The sequence below is a fragment of the Streptomyces sp. NPDC001480 genome, from assembly GCF_042894725.1.
Lineage (GTDB): Bacteria > Actinomycetota > Actinomycetes > Streptomycetales > Streptomycetaceae > Streptomyces.
This window is the reverse complement of record NZ_JBIAVX010000007.1, coordinates 1-17,634: the sequence shown is the minus strand read 5'-3', so window position 1 is coordinate 17,634 and position 17,634 is coordinate 1. Positions and strand designations below refer to the sequence as shown.

Below are 17,634 nucleotides of genomic sequence, written 5' to 3'. Positions count from 1 at the left end.
GTGGGGCTAGTCGTCACCCTCTTCCAGCCAGCCGAAACTCTTCTCCACGGACTTGCGCCAGTTGCGGTACTCGCGGTCCCGCACCGACGCCTCCATGGCCGGCGTCCACTCCGCGTCCTGCTGCCAGTGCGACTTGAGCTCGTCGAGGTCGTTCCACACGCCCGTGGCGAGGCCGGCCGCGTACGCGGCGCCCAGGCAGGTCGTCTCGGAGACCCTGGGCCGGATCACCGGCACCCCGAGGACATCGGCCTGGTGCTGCATGAGCAGGTTGTTCCTCGTCATGCCGCCGTCCACCTTCAGGGTCGTGATCTGCACCCCGGAGTCCTGGAACATGGCGTCCACGACCTCCCGCGTCTGCCAGCTCGTCGCCTCCAGCACCGCGCGCGCGAGGTGCGCCTTCGTGACGTAACGGGTCAGCCCCGTGACGACCCCGCGCGCGTCGGCGCGCCAGTAGGGGGCGAACAGACCCGAGAACGCGGGCACGATGTACGCGCCGCCGTTGTCCGCCACGCTCGCCGCGAGCGTCTCGATCTCATCCGCGGTTCGAATGATGCCGAGTTGGTCACGGAACCACTGCACCAGTGCGCCCGTGATCGCGATCGACCCCTCCAGGCAGTAGACCGGCGCCTCGCCCCCGATCTTGTAGCCCATGGTGGTCAACAGCCCGTTCTTGGAGGGGACCGGCCGGTCGCCGGTGTTGAGCAGCAGGAAACTGCCCGTGCCGTAGGTGTTCTTCGCCGTCCCGATGTCGTAGCACGCCTGCCCGAACACAGCTGCCTGCTGGTCGCCGAGAGCCGACGCGACGGGCACCCCGGCGAGTTGACCGACGGCCGTGCCGTAGACCTCCGCGGAGGACCTGATCTCGGGGAGGACCGCTTCGGGAACGTTCATGGCGGACAGGATGGACGTGTCCCACTGGAGGGTCTCCAGGTTCATCAGCATCGTGCGCCCGGCGTTGGTCACGTCGGTGACGTGCCGTCCTCCGTCCGTGCCTCCCGTGAGGTTCCAGATCAGCCAGGAGTCGATGGTCCCGAAGGCGATCTCGCCGCGCTCGGCACGGTCCCTGAGCCCTGGCACGGTGTCCAGCAGCCAGGCCGCCTTGGGACCGGAGAAGTAGCTGGCCAGAGGCAGTCCGGTCCGCTCACGGAACCGGTCCTGCCCGTCCGCGCCGCCCAGCTCGGCGCACAGCGCCGCGGTGCGGGTGTCCTGCCAGACGATCGCGTTGTGCACGGGTTTGCCGGTGGCGCGGTCCCACAGGACCGTGGTCTCGCGCTGGTTGGTGATGCCGAGCGCGCTGAGCTGGTCGGCGCGCAGCCCGGCCTTGGCGATGGCCCCGGCGACCACCGCCTGCACCTTGGACCAGATCTCGGTGGCGTCGTGTTCCACCCAGCCCGGCTTGGGGAAGATCTGCCGGTGTTCTCGCTGGTCGATCGCGACGATCGCCCCGCTGTGGTCGAAGACGATGCAGCGGCTCGAGGTGGTGCCCTGGTCGATCGCGGCGACGTACTTCTCGGCGTTGTCCGTCATGGCTGCCCCTTGGTCGCTGGTCAGAAGGCTGCTTTGTAGATGAGGCCCGCGAGCACCCCTCCGATCAGCGGGCCGATGACCGGGACCCAGGCGTAACCCCAGTCGGAGCTGCCCTTGTTCGGGATCGGCAGGAAGGTGTGCACGATGCGCGGGCCCAGGTCACGTGCGGGGTTGATCGCATAGCCGGTCGGCCCGCCCAGAGAGAGCCCGATGCCGACCACGAGCAGCGAGACGATCAGTACGGTGGTGCCGGACTCGCCCAGTCCTTTGGTCAGTCCGAAGGCGAGGATCGGCAGGACGAGAGAGATCGTCGCGATGATCTCCGTGATCAGGTTGGCGACCGGATTACGGATCTCCGGGATGGTCGAGAAGATGCCCAGGGTGGGCACCGGTTCGTCGGCGGTCCCCTCGGTGGTGCCTCCCGTACGGGTGTTGGCCTGGAACTGGGCGAGGTACACCAGGTAGGCCAGGAGGGCGCCGAGCATCGCGCCCACCATCTGGCCCAGCAGGTAGAGCCAGACCTTGCCCCACTTGCCGGTGTCGATGGCGATACCGATCGTGACGGCCGGGTTGAGCTGGCCGCCGGAGAGCGGGGCGGCGGTGTACGCGCCCGCCAGCACACCGAATCCCCAGCCGAACGCGATCACCACCCATCCGGAAGCCCGTGCCTTGGAGTATCTGAGGGTGACGGCGGCGCAGACGCCGGCACCGAAGAGGATCAGGATCGCGGTGCCGATGACCTCGCCGACGAATATGTCTCCGTTGCTCATGGCGGCTCCTAGGCGCTGGTCCGGGGAGGGCCGGCCCTGTGGCCGCCCCGAGTGCAGGGACGTTTCCCTTGGCGACTTCAGCCGAAGGCAGGGAGGGTCCCGCGCCCCGCCCGGCGTCCGTGACGAGCGTGCCGTGACAGCCGAATCGCATGTGGAGGAACGGGCCGTGGCCCAGGGAGAATCCGCGCGGCGCAGTACCTGAATACGCCGAGAACGTGCGGCGATGCCGACCGACACGGGAAGTGTTCACCGGCGCTCCGGGAGCGTCAAGGTTGCCGACACCAACGGTGACAGCCCCTTGTGCGGCAGCGGAGAGGACCTCAGCCCAGTGGCTCCGCGGCCGCGTACCCGGCCTGGGTGGGCGTCGCTCCACAACCGCGCCGGATCTCGTGCCCCGGCAGCCCCGCACGCCCCACTACCCAGCTCGCCCCGCTCAGCGACTTCGCCGCCGTCTTCAGCGGTGCCAGACACGCTGCTGCCTGCCGGTGGTCGGTCACGCTGCCCGGCGCGCACACGACGGTGGCCAGGGACAGGGTGACCGGACGGCCGCCCGCGGACCAGGCCGCGTCGAGCACCGCGCTGACGAACTGCTCCAGCCCTTCCTCCTCGGCGAGCACCAGGAAGTCGTCCCCGCCGATGTGTCCCACGCGCGCGTGCCCGGTGACCGCCTGCTGGAGCGCCCGCCCCACCGACCGGATCAGCTCGTCGCCCGCCGCGAATCCGGCTCCGTCGTTGACCTGCTTGAAGTGGTCGATGTCCAGCCAGCTCAGCGCGAACGCCCGCCCCTCCGTGATCCGCCGGTCCACCTCCCCGGTGATCGCGTCCGAACCGGGCAGCCGGGTCAGCGGATTGAGCCCGGCCGCCTCCTCGACCCTGGTCTCGGCCAGGGCCCGTACGAGGTCCGCGAGCCGTACGACGCCCACGCACCGCCCGTAGTGGTCCACGACCGCCACGTCGTCCGAGGTACGGTCCCGCCCGCCGACCGCCACCACGTCCAGGACCTCCCAGGCCGTGGCGTCGGCGCCCACCATGCGTGGAGGGTCGCCGAGTTTGACGGCGGGCCGGTCGGCGTACAGGGCGTGCCCGTAGCGGCCCGACAACGTGAGCAGGAAGCGGGAGCGGTGCACCGACCGGACCGGTACCCCGGCCTGGTCGACGAGCAGCACCCCGGACACGTCCGGCGAGCAGGTCAGCAGAGCGCGCACCTGGCCCGCGGACGCCGTGACCGGCAGCAGTGCCGCGGGCCGCACGAACTCCCGTACCGACGGGCCCGACCGGGGCACGGCCCCGTGCGCCGGGAAGCGTGGCGGAACGTATACGTCCGCCAGGGGGATCCGGGCCGGGGGCGCGAACAGCGCGCCCTGCGCCAGCTGCGCCCCGGCCGCCAGCGCCGCCGCGCACTGCAGTTCCGTCTCCACACCCTCGACCGACAGCAGGGCGCCGAGGTGCTCGCAGAGGGTCCGCATCGCTCGCACCGCGGCCGGTCGCGCCAGCAGTGAGGCGTCGAGCTTCACAAGGTCGGGCGCGAGGTCGGTGAGCAGCCGCAGTGGCACGTCGCCGTCTCCGATGCCGTCGGCGCTGATCCGGAAGCCCTGCCCGCGCAGGGCTGTCACCGCCTCCAGCAGCGCCGGCTGCGGGACGTGCGTGAAGGGCGGGACGACATCGAGCGTCACCTCCCACGGCATCCGGCCCGCCTGCCGTACCGCGTCGCGCAGAGGGGTGAGGCCACCCAGGTCGGCGAGCGTGCCGGCGAACACGTTGACGTGCAGCGGCAGCATCGTCTCCGTGCGCAGCGCCGCCCTGAGGGCCAGGACGGCAAGCCGACTGTCGAGTTCGGGGTCACGGCGGGCCTCGGCCAGGACATCGCCCGTCTCCGGGCGGGCCAGTATCTCCAGTGCGGCGACACCACCGGTCCGCAGGTTGACCACCGGTTGGAAGGCGAAGCGGAGAGTATCCGTCCAGGAGCGCACGGAAGCATGATGTCGCCGCCCGCTCACGCCCAAGCGCAGTTCATAAGACGTTCACGCAGCATTCCGGGGTGATCACAGAGCGTGGAAATCACCTTGTGACGCCCCTGTCACACCGACCCCGCCGCGTCGTCGATCACGCCCATGGCGTCGGCTCTCACCGCAGTGCGATGACCGACGAACCATGGCCGAACAGCCCCTGGTTGGCCGTGATCCCCACGCGTGCCCCGGCGACCTGCCGGTCGCCGGCCGTGCCCCGCAACTGCCAGGCCAGTTCGCAGATCTGGGCGATCGCCTGGGCCGGCACGGCCTCCCCGAAGGAGGCGAGCCCGCCACTGGCGTTCACCGGTATGCGGCCGCCCAGGGCCGTCGCGCCCTCCCGCAGCAGCTTGGCGCCCTCCCCCTCACCGCACAGCCCCAGATCCTCGTACCACTGCAACTCCAGGGCGGTGGAGAGGTCGTACACCTCGGCCAGGGACAGGTCCTCCGGGCCGACGCCCGCCTCCTCGTACGCCGCGCGGGCGATCGACGCCCGGAACGTCTCGTCCGGGGGCTCGACCGCAGCCGCGGAGTCCGTCGCGATGTCCGGCAGGTCCAGCACGGTGTTCGGGTAGCGCGGCGTCACCGTGGACACCGCCCGGATCCGCACCGGTGCGCTCACGCCGTGCCGGCGCGCGAAGTCCGTGCTGGACAGCACCAGTGCCGCGCCGCCGTCGGAGGTCGCGCAGATGTCGAGCAGCCGGAGCGGATCGGCGATCACCGCGGAGGCGGCCACCTCCTCGGCGGTGACCCGCTTGCGGTAACGCGCGTACGGGTTCAGCGCTCCCTGGGCGGCGTTCTTCACCTTGACCAGCGCGAAATCCTCCGGGGTGTCGCCGTGCACCGCCATCCGCCGTCGCGCGTACAGCCCGAAGTACGCCGGGTTCGTCGCCCCTAGAAGGCGGAACCGCAGCCAGTCCGGATCGTCGGGCCGGTCTCCGCCTCCGGGCCGGAAGAAGCCCTTGGGGGCGGCGTCCGCGCCCACCACGAGGACCGCGTCCGCGAGCCCCGCGAGAATCTGGGCCCGCGCGGTGGCGACCGCCTGCGCCCCGGAGGCGCACGCAGCGTACACGCTGGCGACCCGGGCACCCTGCCAGCCGAGCGCCCTGGCGAACGTGGCGCCCGCGACATAGCCGGGATATCCCCCGCGCACGGTGTCGGCGCCCACCACGGAGCGGATGTCGCGCCAGTCCAGGCCCGCGTCCGCGAGGGCCGCACGGGCCGCGGCCGCCCCGTACTCGACGAAGCCGCGGCCCCATTTGCCCCAGGGGTGCATGCCCACGCCGAGCACCGCCACGTCCGCCGTCACGCCGTCACCTCCGTCGGCCTCCAGTGCCACGTCGTCCAGGTCGTCTCCGTGTCCTCGAACAGCACTCCGGGGACGACCTCCACCTCCATGCCCACCGTCAGATCGCAGACGGTGATCCCGGGAACGGCCTGTCCCAGCACCACGATGCGCTCGGACTCCAGCTCCACCGCGATCAACGTGTACGGCTCCCACGGAAGTTCCGGATCGCTCACATAGGGTGACGGCGGCCGGTACCGGCCGTCGGTGTACGACCAGATCCGTCCCCGCCGCGACAGCGTGATCTCCTCGAGGTCACCACCGGGACATCCGGGGTTGCGGCAGTGGGTGTCCTCGCGGGGGAAGAAGACCGACGCGCAGTCGGAGCAGCGCGTGCCGAGGAGCCGGAAGCCGTCCCCCTCACCGTCGAACCAGCCGTCGACCGCAGGCGTGCGTGTCCGCGACAAAGCCCCTCCCGCATCCGATCTGACGGAACGTCAGGAGTGTGTCACGGGCAAGCGGAAATGGGCAGGCCGTACGCAGAACCGCACGGCCCCTTTCGGCGTCGTGGTATCGGGAAGGGTGGCCGGGGCCGACGGGGGTGGTTCCGGCCACCCTTCCGCTTTCCTGCGACGCCGAGCCCGACTGCTTCCGGAACACGCCCCTGCTGTGATCGGATACAGTCCGCGCGTGTCCGAAATTCAGCACCCAACCGCCAACTCCGTACCGCACTCGCACTGTTCGAGCTGCGGAGCGCCCTACGGAGAGGGAGTCTCCGGCTGGCCCCGCACCTGCCCGTCCTGCGGCAGCGTCGCCTACCGCAATCCGTTGCCGGTCGCGGTCGCCCTCCAGCCCGTGTACGACACCCAGGGCACCGCCCTGGTCGTCATCACCCGGACCGTCGCACCCGCGCGCGGAGGCACGGCACTGCCGGGCGGCTACGTCGACGACCGCGAGGACTGGCGGCACGCCGTCGTCCGCGAACTCAAGGAGGAGACGGGCATCGACGCCGCCGCGCGCGACGTGCGCCTGATCGACGCCATGAGCTCGCCCGACGGACACCTGCTGCTCTTCGGGCTCCTGCCGGAACGCCCCGCCGAGGGACTGCCGCAGTCCGCCGTGACGGACGAGACGGAGGGCTGGCACCTGCTGCGCAGGCCGGAGGAGCTCGCCTTCCCGCTGCACACCGTGGCCGCGCGGGCGTGGTTCGAAGGCCGCTACATCTGAGCCCGCCTCACCCGAGCCCTCGTACGCGCACCGGGTAGGGCGGCTCACCGGCGCCGTCCTGCCCCTCCCGTACGACCACCAGCCGCCGGCCCTCCCAGCGGGCGACGTAGTGCTCGATCTCCGGTTCGTCCCACCCGTCGCCCGCGTCCGGCACCACCAGCCCGGACCCGGTGCGTCCCCGGTCGGGCGCCCACACCTCGAGCTCCAGCCCGCCCTCCTCGCCCCGCACCGGAAGGATCGCCCCCGCGCGCGCGAGCACCGGGATCCGCGACAGGGGCGCGTCGACCCGCACCTGCGCCGGCCCCTGGAACGCCTGCTCCGTCACGGTGTCGTACCAGCGCCCCCTGGGCAGCCGCACCGCGCGCCGGTCCGCTCCGGCATCGAGCACCGGCGCCACCAGGAGACAGTCGCCCAGCAGGAAGGCGTCCTCGCAGTCGCGCAACGCACGGTCCTCCGGCGCACCCCACCACAAGGGCCGCACATACGGCGCGCCGGTACGCCGGGCCACGTGCGCCAGCGTCATGAAGTACGGCAGCAGACGCCTGCGGTGCAGGAGCGCCCCGCGCGCGTGCTCCAGCACCTCGGCACCGAACTCCCACGGCTCCCTGCGCCCCGCGCGCAGACTCGCGTGCGTGCGGAACAGCGGAAGGTACGCACCGAGCTGGAACCACCTCAGATACAGCTCGGGCGACGGACTCCCGTCGAACCCGCCCACATCCGGCCCCGAGTACGGCACCCCGCACAAACCGAGCCCCAGGACCAGCGACAGGGAGGCACGCAACCCCGGCCAGCCCGTGGCGACGTCACCGGACCACGCACCGCCGTAGCGCTGCATCCCGGCCCAGCCGGAGCGGGAGAAGAAGAACGGCCGCTGCCGTGGTGCCAGTTCACGCAGACCCTCGTAGCCCGCCCTGGCCATGCACAGCGCGTACACGTTGTGCGCCTCCTGATGGTCCCCACCACGCCCCTCCATCGAGTGCCGGGCCGAACGCGGCAGGGTGGACTCGCCGAAGGCGTTGAAGGACGTCGGTTCGTTCATGTCGTGCCAGAACCCGGCGAAGCCCTGCGTGAGCCGCTCCTCGTAGAGCCCGCCCCACCACTTCCGCACGCGCGCGTGCGTGAAGTCCGGGTAGACCGACTCCCCGGCCCACACCACACCCCGCACCGTCCGCCCCGAGGCATCCCGCACGAAGGCGTCCACAGCAGCCCCGCCGTCGTACACGGCATTGCCCACGGCCGCCTTCACCGCCGGATCCACGATCGACACCAGCCGGATCCCGTCCCGGCGCAGCTCCTCCGCGAGGCCCGGCAGCTTGGGGAAACGCTCCTGGTCGACGGTGAACACCTGATGCGCGTCGAAGTGATCGATGTCCAGGTGGACGGCGTCCAGCGGCAGACCGCGCTCCTGATAGCCCGCGACGATCCGGCGCACCTCCTGCTCACTGCCGAACCCCCAGCGGGCGTGATGGTGCCCCAGCGCCCACGCCGGCGGCAACGCGGGCGCACCGGTGAGCGAGGCCCAGGTGTGCAGCACGCGCGCGGGGGCGCCCACCATCACCCAGCACCGCAACGGACCGCCGTCCATCCGCAGCTCGGACCTGCCCGCGCGATCGTGACCTGAGCCGGCACCCTCCTCGCCCTCGCGCAGCGTCACCGTGCCGTCCCAGGACGTGTCGTGGAAGACCAGATGCGTCGCCGCGTCCGACACCACGAGCTGCACCGGCATGGTGATGTACAGCGGATCGTCACCGGGGGCGAAGGCGCGGCCGGGATCGGTGTTCCACAGCCGGTACGTGCCGTCGCGCAGCCGGGGCCCGGACGCCCTGCCGCCGAGCCCGAAAAAGCGCGCGTCGGCCGCCACCTCCGACCGCTGCATCCAGCGTGCCGTGCCCCCGCCCACCGGCTCCCACCACCGCGGCGGCAGATCCCGGCGCAGCAGCACACCGCCCGGCGTGCACACCTCGATCGCGCCGTGCCGGGAGACGGAGACCGTGACCCGCTCCGCCACGACCCGCCAGCCCCCGTCCTTGTCCGGCTCCAGCACGGCCCGCGGATCCGGCTCCGGGCAGCGCCCCGCCAGCGCGTACGACGGCTCCGGCCCGGCCCCGTCCCAGCCCCAGAAGACAGCACCGTTCACCGCCACCGTGATCCGGAGCTCGGACCGGCTGAAGCGAATGGCACCACCCCCGGGCCCGGGCTCGGCATCCCGCACCTGACCGGGCACCCGCGCGCGCTCGGCCCCCCGTGGCGGCAGTCCGGCGGCGTCGGTACGCCTCCTGCGCCACGCCGCCCGTACGGCACGCAGCCCCTGCGCCGCCCCCGTCGAGCTCACCACCTTCACCGAACGCACCAGGTCACGACCGTCCATGCTGCTCAGCCTGCCATTGACCGCCCCACACGGGTGTGTCGTTCAACTTCCGTTCACCCGTGCTGGGAGCACATCTTCACGACACGGAGTATGTGGGGCGCACCCTGGTGTAGAAGTCGATCACATGGCATCGTCCGTGTCACCCGCGTACGCGCACACCCAGCCCGTGCGCGATCGACGCCCACGAAGCGCACAGTCCGGGAGCCGCCCCATGTCGACCGCGAACCCCCAGCCGCTCTGGCAGCCGGATCCGGAACGGATCGCCCGAGCCCGGATCACCCAGTTCCAGGCCTGGGCGGCCGAACAGCACGGCGCCCCGGCCGAGGGCGGCTACCCCGCGCTGCACCGCTGGTCCGTCGACCACCTGGACACCTTCTGGAAAGCCGTCACGGAGTGGTTCGACGTACGGTTCTCCACGCCCTACGCGCGCGTGCTCGGCGACCGCTCGATGCCCGGCGCGCAGTGGTTCCCCGGAGCGACGCTGAACTACGCCGAACACGCCCTGCGCGCCGGCGCGGACCGCCCGGACCAACCCGCGCTCCTGTACGTCGACGAAACCCACGAACCCCGCCCGGTGACCTGGTCCGAGCTGCGCCGCCAGGTCGGCTCCCTGACCTCCGAACTGCGCGCCCTCGGCGTACGCCCCGGAGACCGCGTCAGCGGCTACCTCCCGAACATCACGCAGGCCGTCGTCGCGCTGCTCGCCACGGCCGCCGTCGGCGCGGTGTGGACCTCCTGCGCACCCGACTTCGGCGCCCGCAGCGTCCTCGACCGCTTTCAGCAGGTCGAGCCCGTCGTCCTGTTCACCGTCGACGGCTACCGCTACGGCGGCAAGGAGCACGACCGGCGCGAGATCGTCGCCGAGCTGCGCCGCGAACTGCCCACCCTGCGCGCCGTCGTCCACATCCCCCTGCTCGGCACCGAGGCCCCCGAAGGAGCCCTGGAGTGGTCGGCCCTGACGTCGGCCGACGCGGAGCCCGTCTTCGAGCAGGTCCCGTTCGACCACCCCCTGTGGGTGCTCTACTCCTCCGGGACCACCGGCCTGCCCAAGGCCATCGTCCAGTCCCAGGGCGGCATCCTGGTCGAGCACCTCAAGCAGCTCGGCCTGCACTGCGACCTGGGCCCCGAGGACCGCTTCTTCTGGTACACCTCGACCGGTTGGATGATGTGGAACTTCCTCGTCTCCGGCCTCCTCACCGGTACGACCGTCGTCCTGTACGACGGCAGCCCCGGCTACCCGGACACGGGTGCCCAGTGGCGGGTCGCCGAACGCACCGGCGCGACCCTGTACGGCACGTCGGCCGCGTACGTCATGGCCTGCCGCAAGGCGGGCGTCCACCCGTCCCGCGACTTCGACCTCTCCCGGGTGCAGTGCGTGGCCACCACCGGCTCACCCCTGCCCCCCGACGGTTTCCGCTGGCTGCACGACGAGGTCCGCGAGGACCTGTGGATCGCGTCGGTCAGCGGCGGCACGGACGTGTGCTCGTGCTTCGCGGGTGCCGTACCGACCCTCCCCGTGTACACCGGTGAACTCCAGGCGCCGGGCCTCGGCACCGATCTTCAGTCCTGGGACCCCGCCGGAAAGCCCCTCGTCGACGAGGTGGGCGAACTCGTGGTCACCAACCCCATGCCGTCGATGCCGATCCACTTCTGGAACGACCCCGACGGCAGCCGCTACCACGACAGCTACTTCGACACCTACCCCGGCGTCTGGCGCCACGGGGACTGGATCACGCTCACCTCGCGGGGCTCCGTCGTCATCCACGGCCGCTCCGACTCCACCCTCAACCGGCAGGGCGTCCGCATGGGCTCTGCCGACATCTACGAGGTTGTCGAACGCCTGCCGGAGATCAAGGAGTCCCTGGTCATCGGCGTCGAGCAGTCCGACGGCGGTTACTGGATGCCGCTCTTCGTGCAGTTGGCCCCGGGAGCCGTCCTCGACGAAGCGCTCCTGAACCGCATCAAGCAGGCCATCCGCGAACAGCTCTCCCCGCGGCACGTGCCGGACGAGGTCATCGAGGTCCCCGGCGTCCCGCACACCCTCACCGGCAAGCGCATCGAGGTGCCCGTCAAGCGCCTTCTCCAGGGCACCCCCCTGGAGAAGGCCGTCAACCCCGGCTCCATCGACAACCTCGATCTCCTGCGCCACTACGAGGAGCTGGCCCGCAAACGCGCCTGACCCCCTCCGGACTCACCCCCCGTAGGTGGCCTCGGACTCGCCGAGCACGGCGGCGAAGTCCGAGGCCAGCCGCTCCGCGTCGGCCGGTTCCAGACCGGCCGCGGTGATCCGGACCCCGGGCCCGGACGCCAGCCGGAACCTGGCCCCGGCAGCCACCCACCACCCGTACGACCGCAGTCCGTTCACCACCGCCGACTCGTCCCGCACGGGCACCCAGAGGTTCATCCCGCTCGCGCCGTGCGACGCGATGCCCCGCGCGGCCAGCTCACGGCCGAGCGCGGTGCGGCGCCTCGCGTACGTCTCACGCGCGCGTGCCACCAGCGCGCGCGTGCCGCTGTCCGTCATCAGCCCGTGGACGGTCTCCTGCAACAGGTGACTGACCCAGCCGGACGTGAGGAGCAACCGCCCGTCGTGCCGGGCGAGGGTCACCGGATCACACGCGGCGGCGGCCCAGCGCAGGTCGGTCCCGAGGAACTTGCTCACTGTCCGCACGTGCACCCAGCGCGCCGGTCCCGCCCCGGTCACCGTGCGCAGGGGAGCGTCGGCCACGGCGGACGCGTGGTCGTTCTCGATCACCAGTGCGTCGGACGCGTCCCGCAGCACCTCGACGAGCGTCTGCCGGCGTCCTTCCGAGAAACAGCCGCCGTACGGGTTCTGCGCCCGTGGACTGAACACCACCGCGCGCACACCGGTGCGCAGTGCGCCACGGACGGCCTCGGGACGCACACCCTCGTCGTCCACCGCGACCGGCACGATCCGCAGCCCCATCGCCGTGACCAGGTCCAGCAGATGGTGATACCCCGGATCCTCCATGGCCACGGCGTCCCCGGGACGCAACTCGACCGACAGCACCCGGGCGATCAGGTCCAGCGCTCCGTGCGCGAAGGTCACATGTTCGGCCGGAACGCCCTCCGCGCCGAGCCAGTCGCGCACGGCGTCCTCCAGCCGTTCCAGCCGGGGTGCGGAGCGGTGGGAGCGGGCGCCGGGGGACAACCGCGAAGGCGGCACCAGGGCCGGCAGCAGCCCCGGATCGGGATGCCCGCCTGCCAAGTCGCGCAAGCCCTCCGGAACCTTGGGCGGGCGCCGTGACGCCACCGCCGGCGACGACGCGACAACCGTGCCGCCACGCCCGCGCGTGACCACGATGCCCCGCTGCCGCAGCTCCTTGTACGCCGTGGCGACCGTACCCGGACTCACTCCCAGCCCGTCGGCGAGGCGGCGCACGGGAGGCAGCGCGACCCCCGGCTCCAACGTGCCGTCGGTGACCCCTCGTTCCACGGACGCGGCAATTTCCTTGGCCGTCGCGCCACTGATCTCATATTGTGTTGCCACGTTGAAAAGTATGTATCAATACATAACTTGGTGCAAGGGGGAACAGTGGATGTGACGCCTCGTGTCGCCGGCAGACGACCCCGCATACCGGGAGGCCGCGACGGACGCAGGATGATCGGCATCACCTTCGTCGACCGCATCGGCAGCGGCCTGTGGGCATCCGTCTCCGTCCTGTACTTCACCTACGTCTCCGGCCTCTCCGTCGCCCAGGTCGGAACCCTCGTCGCCGTCGCAGGCGCCGTCGGCATCGCGGGCGCCCCCCTGGGCGGCCGCATCGCCGACCGCTTCCCGATCACCCGCGTCCTCATCGCGCTCCAACTCCTGCGCGCCCTCGCCTCCTTCGCCCTGCTCACCACCGACCACTACGCCCTGCTCCTGACCTACGCGGCCATCGGCAGCCTCGGCGACCGGGCCGCCAGCGTCCTCACCAAGCTCTACGCCACCCGCGTCGCCGGACCCGACCGCGTCCGCTACCAGGCGCTCAACCGCACCGCCTCCAACGCCGGCTGGGCCCTGGGCGGCCTCGCCGCCGCAGCCGCCCTCACCCTCGGCACCACCAGCGCCTACCGCTGGCTCCTCGCCGGCGACGCCGTCTCCTTCGTGGCGGTCGCCCTGCTCACCCTGACCTGCGCGGAACCCCCGTCACCCAGCCGCATCGCCGCCACCGCCCAAGACACACCACACAGCACACCGGCCAACCCCTGGCGCGACCGCACCTACCTCGCCTACGTGACGACCGAGACCGTCCTCTCCCTGGACGACACCGTCTTCAAGCTCGGACTGCCCCTGTGGATCGCGCACAGCCACGGCGTACCCCACGGCCTCGCACCCCTGCTGCTCGTCCTCAACAACGTGATGGTCGTGGCCCTCCAGGTCCCACTGGCACGCCTCGGCACCACCACGGCCGCCGCCCGCAACCTGCTGCTCCCACTCTCCGCGGCCTTCGCCCTCGGCGGCATCACCATGGCCCTCTCCGCCACCGGCGGCACCCTCCGGGCCACCTGCCTGCTCACCGCGTCAGCCATCCTCTTCACCCTGGCCGAGATGCTCCACGCCACCGTCTCCTGGGAACTCTCCGTGGCCCTCGCCCCGGGCACCGCACAAGGCGCCTACCTCGGTGTCCATGGACTCGCCCAGTCCACCCAGCGCAGCATCGGCCCGCTCGCCGTCACCGCCGCCATCGCCACCGGCCCCCTCGGCTGGACCGTCTTCGGCGCCACCATCGCCGTGACCTGCGCAATCCAGCACCGTCTGGTACGCGACCGACTTCAGCCCACCCCGTTGTCAGTGCCACCGGTTACCGTGAGTGAGCATTGATCGACGCGCATTGGGGGAAACATGGCGCACACCGACCACCAGACACTGCGACGCGTCCTGCGCCGCGAAATCGCCGGCACCATCGGCCTGCTCACCGACGAGCATGACTTCCGCGCCATGCGGCGCTACCGAACCTTCACCTTCGACGACCACACCACCTATCTCCAACAGGTGGAAGCCCTCCTGAGGACCCGCGCCTCCCAGGGCAGCCACACCACGGTCGCCCTCTTCGACCCCGAGGAGTACGCCGAGTTCTGCGCGGAGAACGGCCTCGACCCCGACCAGCCGTCGAGCCGCACCCGCTTCACAGCCGAACTCGCGGCAACAGGCCCCGCCGTCTCCTACGAAGGCCAGGCACTCACCGACCTCGTGCCCGTCCTCGTCGACGAAGCCGTCCGACAGGCCACCTGGCAATACGCCGCCACCCTGCTGACCCGCCTCGGACCCTGCCCCACCTGCGGCGAGGACATCGGCCGCGCCGCCTTCACCCGCGCCTCCGACCTGGTCGGCCGCATCCTCGACACCGCCCCACCCGGCGACCGGCACCTCGTCTGCAGCGTCTCGGGAACACCCGAAGCACTCGTCTCCGTCCTCCACGCCGACGAGGACACCGACGGCAGCCGCCACCTGGACCAGGCCGAACTCCTCGAATTCACCACCGTCCTCGCCGTCGGCCTCGCCACACGCAGCCCCGGCGGACTCGTCATGCGCACCAGCGCCCAGGACGAGGCCGACCGCATCTACGGCTGGCGTCTGCGCGGAGAAGGCCTGCAACCCCTGACAGCGGGGGAGGTCTTCGACGCCTACTGCACCGACATCGAAACCGGCGACCTCATCTCCCCGGAATCAGGCGTCGACTACTGCGTGGCCCCCGACCTCGGAGAGGAGGACACGGCAACGGAGCACCGCCACTGAACACACCAGGGGCGTTCCATCCGTGGACGGAACGCCCCTGAAGCAGCCGGCGACCCGCCGGGCCCGGCCTACTCGCCGGACAGCACCGCCTGCGCGGCGCTGCGCGCCTCCTCGGCGCTCTCCGTCGCCCGCGCGGCCGCCGCGGCACGCTCGCACTGCGCCAGTGTGTACTTCGCGAGCGTCGCCCGGACATAGGGAATCGACGCCGCGCCCATGGACAGGGAGGTGACACCCAGACCCGTAAGCACACAGGCCAGCAGCGGGTCCGACGCGGCCTCGCCGCACACGCCACAGCTCTTCCCCTCGGCCTTGGCCGCCTCCGCGGACAGCGCGACCAGGTCGAGCAGAGCCGGCTGCCAAGGATCCTGGAGCCGGGACACCGCACCCACCTGACGGTCCGCGGCGAAGGTGTACTGCGCGAGGTCATTGGTCCCCAGAGACAGGAACTCCACCTCCTGAAGAACCGAGCGGGCCCGCAGCGCGGCCGACGGGATCTCCACCATCGCGCCGAACTTCGCCCGGAGCCCGGCATTCCGGCACGCGTCCGCGAACGCCTTGGCATCGGCACGGTCGGCCACCATCGGGGCCATGACCTCGAGGTAGACCGGCAGCCCCTCCGCGGCCTTCGCCAGCGCCGTCAGCTGCGTGCGCAGGACTTCCGGGTGGTCCAGCAGCGTCCGCAGGCCCCGCACGCCGAGCGCCGGGTTGGGCTCGTCCGCCGGCGTCAGGAAGTCCAGCGGCTTGTCGGCACCCGCGTCCAGGACTCGGACCACGACACGGCCCTCGGGGAACGCCTCGAGGACCTGTCGATAGGCCTCGATCTGCTTCTGCTCGGAGGGGGCGTTCTTGCTGTCGTCGAGGAAGAGGAACTCGGTACGGAACAGACCGACACCTTCCGCCCCCGCCTCGACGGCGGCCGGAACGTCCGCCGGACCGCCGACGTTGGCCAGCAGCGGCACCTTGTGTCCGTCGGCGGTGGCGCCCGGCCCGGTGGAGGCGGCCAGCGCGGCCTTGCGCTCCGCGGCGGCGGCCTCGAGCTGCGCCTTCTTCTCCTCGCTCGGGTTCACGAATATGTCGCCGGTGCTGCCGTCGACCGCGATCAGCGTGCCCTCGCCGAGCTCACCGGCACCCGGCAGTGCCACTACGGCCGGCACCCCGAGCGCCCGCGCCAGGATCGCGCTGTGACTGGTCGGACCACCCTCCTCGGTGACGAAGCCGAGCACCAGCGTCGGGTCCAGCAGCGCGGTGTCGGCCGGCGCCAGGTCACGGGCGACCAGCACATACGGCTCGTCGCTGTCCGGGACGCCCGGCATGGGCACGCCCAGCAGCCGGGCGACGATACGATTCCGCACGTCATCGAGGTCGGCCACGCGCCCGGCGAGGTACTCACCGGCGCCGGCCAGCAGCTCGCGGTAGGCGGCGAACGCGTCGTAGACGGCACGTTCGGCCGTGCTCCCGACGGCGATGCGCCGATCCACGTCCGCCATGAGCTCGGGGTCCTGAGCCATCATGGCCTGTGCCTCGAGCACCGCCTGGGCCTCGCCCCCCGCCAGATTGCCGCGCGCCATCAAATCGGCGGCCACAGCATCCACGGCCTGTCGGGCACGCCCCTGTTCGCGCTCCGCCTCCTCCGCCGGGATCTGCTTGGCGGGCGGCTCCAGCACCGCCGTTCCCATGTGCCGAACCTCGCCGATCGCCACACCGTGGCTCACGCCGACGCCTCGCAGCGTTGTCTCCATCTCACCCGTCTCCGTTAGTGCGGCGGGTCCCGCCGCCGCCGTGGTTGTTCTGTTCACCGTCCCTACGACGGCATGGACGTCACTTCCAGAGGAAGAGACTGTCGCCGGCCTTCACATCGCCGTTGTCGCGGAGGTCGGAGAGGGACTCGGCCGTGGCCTCCAGTGCCACGACGGGGCACACCGCGGACTTGCCGGCGGCCTCGACGGCGGCCGGGTTCCAGCGCACGACGGCCTGCCCACGCGTCACCTTGTCGCCCTTGTTGACGAGCAGCTCGAATCCTTGGCCATTGAGCTGCACCGTGTCGATACCGAGGTGGGTGAGCACGCCGTGCCCCTGTTCGTCGACGACGACGAACGCATGCGGGTGCAGAGAGACGATGACGCCGTCGACGGGCGAGACGGCCTCGGAAGGCTCCCGCACGGGGTCGATGGCGGTGCCCGGGCCGACCATGGCCCCGGAGAAGACCGGATCCGGCACAGCCGCCAGTCCGATGGCACGTCCGGCAAGAGGGGACGTCACGGTGGTCATGGGAAGCCTCCCAGGGGTGGAGATCAGATGGGCCGTCACTGCCTGTCCCGGACGACGCACTGGCAGCAGCGTATGTCATGGGAAGTGACGGTTCCGTATGGAAGTTACTGGCAAGAGGTCTAGACCACAAGCCCCGGCGATTTGCACCGTCTTCGAGGCCGCGTGTACAGTCGTAACCCTGCTCGACGCCGGACGACGCAACCAAGCGTCCTTGCTCAGCAGCATCCAACTTGTCAGATCCTATCTCTGGATCATCTTCTGCATGCTCGCGGGAGAGTGGTCAGAGAGACGGAAAAACACTGATAGAGTTGGAAACACCGAAGGGAAGCGCCCGGAGGAAAGCCGCGAGAGAGTCTCTCGGGTGAGTACAAAGGAAGCGACCGTTCCTTGAGAACTCAACAGCGTGCCAAAAATCAACGCCAGATATGTTGATACCCCGT

14 protein-coding genes are annotated in these 17,634 nt (G+C 71.1%); 4 read left to right on the top strand and 10 right to left on the bottom strand.

Going from position 1 to position 17,634, the window contains the following annotated elements; all coding sequences use genetic code 11:
• Positions 1 to 6: 6 nt before the first annotated feature.
• The 5 genes from glpK to ACFY01_RS18190 form a co-directional block, all read right to left on the bottom strand.
• Positions 7 to 1,527 (bottom strand): glycerol kinase GlpK, encoded by a 1,521-nt coding sequence (gene glpK / locus ACFY01_RS18210; protein ID WP_390736727.1) that lies wholly within the window; start codon positions 1,525 to 1,527, stop codon positions 7 to 9.
• 20 nt (positions 1,528 to 1,547) lie between these two features.
• Complete coding sequence (locus ACFY01_RS18205) at positions 1,548 to 2,297, bottom strand: MIP/aquaporin family protein (RefSeq protein ID WP_390736726.1); 750 nt, start codon at positions 2,295 to 2,297, stop codon at positions 1,548 to 1,550.
• A 320-nt stretch (positions 2,298 to 2,617) separates the two neighbouring features.
• Complete coding sequence (locus tag ACFY01_RS18200) at positions 2,618 to 4,267, bottom strand: EAL domain-containing protein (protein WP_390736725.1); 1,650 nt, start codon at positions 4,265 to 4,267, stop codon at positions 2,618 to 2,620.
• 154 nt (positions 4,268 to 4,421) lie between these two features.
• Entirely contained in the window at positions 4,422 to 5,612 is a 1,191-nt protein-coding gene (locus ACFY01_RS18195; protein ID WP_390736724.1) for a lipid-transfer protein, read from the bottom strand.
• Positions 5,609 to 6,055, bottom strand: a complete 447-nt coding sequence (locus ACFY01_RS18190) for a Zn-ribbon domain-containing OB-fold protein (RefSeq protein WP_390736723.1) — start codon at positions 6,053 to 6,055, stop codon at positions 5,609 to 5,611. Before ACFY01_RS18190 ends, ACFY01_RS18195 begins: the two co-directional genes overlap by 4 nt.
• 223 nt (positions 6,056 to 6,278) lie before the next feature.
• On the opposite strand from ACFY01_RS18190, the gene ACFY01_RS18185 reads away from it, so the two are divergent.
• The gene (locus tag ACFY01_RS18185; protein WP_390736722.1) at positions 6,279 to 6,815 is read left to right on the top strand and encodes an NUDIX domain-containing protein; all 537 of its coding nucleotides are present in this window, start codon (positions 6,279 to 6,281) and stop codon (positions 6,813 to 6,815) included.
• Positions 6,816 to 6,822: 7 nt separating this feature from the next.
• Here the strand turns inward: ACFY01_RS18185 and ACFY01_RS18180 are convergent, their stop codons facing one another.
• The gene (locus ACFY01_RS18180) at positions 6,823 to 9,183 is read right to left on the bottom strand and encodes a glycoside hydrolase family 31 protein (RefSeq protein WP_390736721.1); all 2,361 of its coding nucleotides are present in this window, start codon (positions 9,181 to 9,183) and stop codon (positions 6,823 to 6,825) included.
• Between the two features lie 211 nt (positions 9,184 to 9,394).
• On the opposite strand from ACFY01_RS18180, the gene ACFY01_RS18175 reads away from it, so the two are divergent.
• On the top strand, positions 9,395 to 11,362 hold the full coding sequence (locus ACFY01_RS18175) for an acetoacetate--CoA ligase (RefSeq protein ID WP_390736720.1): 1,968 nt from the start codon (positions 9,395 to 9,397) through the stop codon (positions 11,360 to 11,362).
• A gap of 12 nt (positions 11,363 to 11,374) precedes the next feature.
• Here ACFY01_RS18175 and ACFY01_RS18170 read toward each other — a convergent pair whose 3' ends face one another.
• Positions 11,375 to 12,694: an aminotransferase class I/II-fold pyridoxal phosphate-dependent enzyme gene (locus ACFY01_RS18170; RefSeq protein ID WP_390736719.1), complete on the bottom strand. Its 1,320-nt coding sequence runs from the start codon at positions 12,692 to 12,694 to the stop codon at positions 11,375 to 11,377.
• Positions 12,695 to 12,805: 111 nt separating this feature from the next.
• On the opposite strand from ACFY01_RS18170, the gene ACFY01_RS18165 reads away from it, so the two are divergent.
• Positions 12,806 to 14,011 (top strand): MFS transporter, encoded by a 1,206-nt coding sequence (locus ACFY01_RS18165; RefSeq protein ID WP_390736718.1) that lies wholly within the window; start codon positions 12,806 to 12,808, stop codon positions 14,009 to 14,011.
• Positions 14,012 to 14,032: 21 nt separating this feature from the next.
• Complete coding sequence (locus ACFY01_RS18160; RefSeq protein WP_390736717.1) at positions 14,033 to 14,926, top strand: hypothetical protein; 894 nt, start codon at positions 14,033 to 14,035, stop codon at positions 14,924 to 14,926.
• Between the two features lie 68 nt (positions 14,927 to 14,994).
• Here the strand turns inward: ACFY01_RS18160 and ptsP are convergent, their stop codons facing one another.
• The 3 genes from ptsP to ACFY01_RS18145 all read right to left on the bottom strand — a co-directional run.
• Entirely contained in the window at positions 14,995 to 16,665 is a 1,671-nt protein-coding gene (gene ptsP / locus ACFY01_RS18155) for a phosphoenolpyruvate--protein phosphotransferase (RefSeq protein ID WP_390736716.1), read from the bottom strand.
• A 79-nt stretch (positions 16,666 to 16,744) separates the two neighbouring features.
• Positions 16,745 to 17,194 (bottom strand): PTS glucose transporter subunit IIA, encoded by a 450-nt coding sequence (locus ACFY01_RS18150; protein ID WP_390736715.1) that lies wholly within the window; start codon positions 17,192 to 17,194, stop codon positions 16,745 to 16,747.
• Between the two features lie 240 nt (positions 17,195 to 17,434).
• On the bottom strand, positions 17,435 to 17,634 hold a 200-nt coding region (locus ACFY01_RS18145), incomplete at its 5' end, for a hypothetical protein (protein WP_390736714.1).

Excerpts from the sequence above, each read along its gene's own strand:
- ACFY01_RS18160 (WP_390736717.1), top strand. The coding sequence starts at position 14,033 with ATGGCGCACACCGACCACCAGACACTGCGACGCGTCCTGCGCCGCGAA.
- ACFY01_RS18175 (WP_390736720.1), top strand. The coding sequence starts at position 9,395 with ATGTCGACCGCGAACCCCCAGCCGCTCTGGCAGCCGGATCCGGAACGG.
- ACFY01_RS18150 (WP_390736715.1), bottom strand. The coding sequence starts at position 17,194 with ATGACCACCGTGACGTCCCCTCTTGCCGGACGTGCCATCGGACTGGCG.
- glpK (WP_390736727.1), bottom strand. The coding sequence starts at position 1,527 with ATGACGGACAACGCCGAGAAGTACGTCGCCGCGATCGACCAGGGCACC.
- ACFY01_RS18165 (WP_390736718.1), top strand. The coding sequence starts at position 12,806 with ATGATCGGCATCACCTTCGTCGACCGCATCGGCAGCGGCCTGTGGGCA.
- ACFY01_RS18205 (WP_390736726.1), bottom strand. The coding sequence starts at position 2,297 with ATGAGCAACGGAGACATATTCGTCGGCGAGGTCATCGGCACCGCGATC.
- ptsP (WP_390736716.1), bottom strand. The coding sequence starts at position 16,665 with ATGGAGACAACGCTGCGAGGCGTCGGCGTGAGCCACGGTGTGGCGATC.
- ACFY01_RS18180 (WP_390736721.1), bottom strand. The coding sequence starts at position 9,183 with ATGGACGGTCGTGACCTGGTGCGTTCGGTGAAGGTGGTGAGCTCGACG.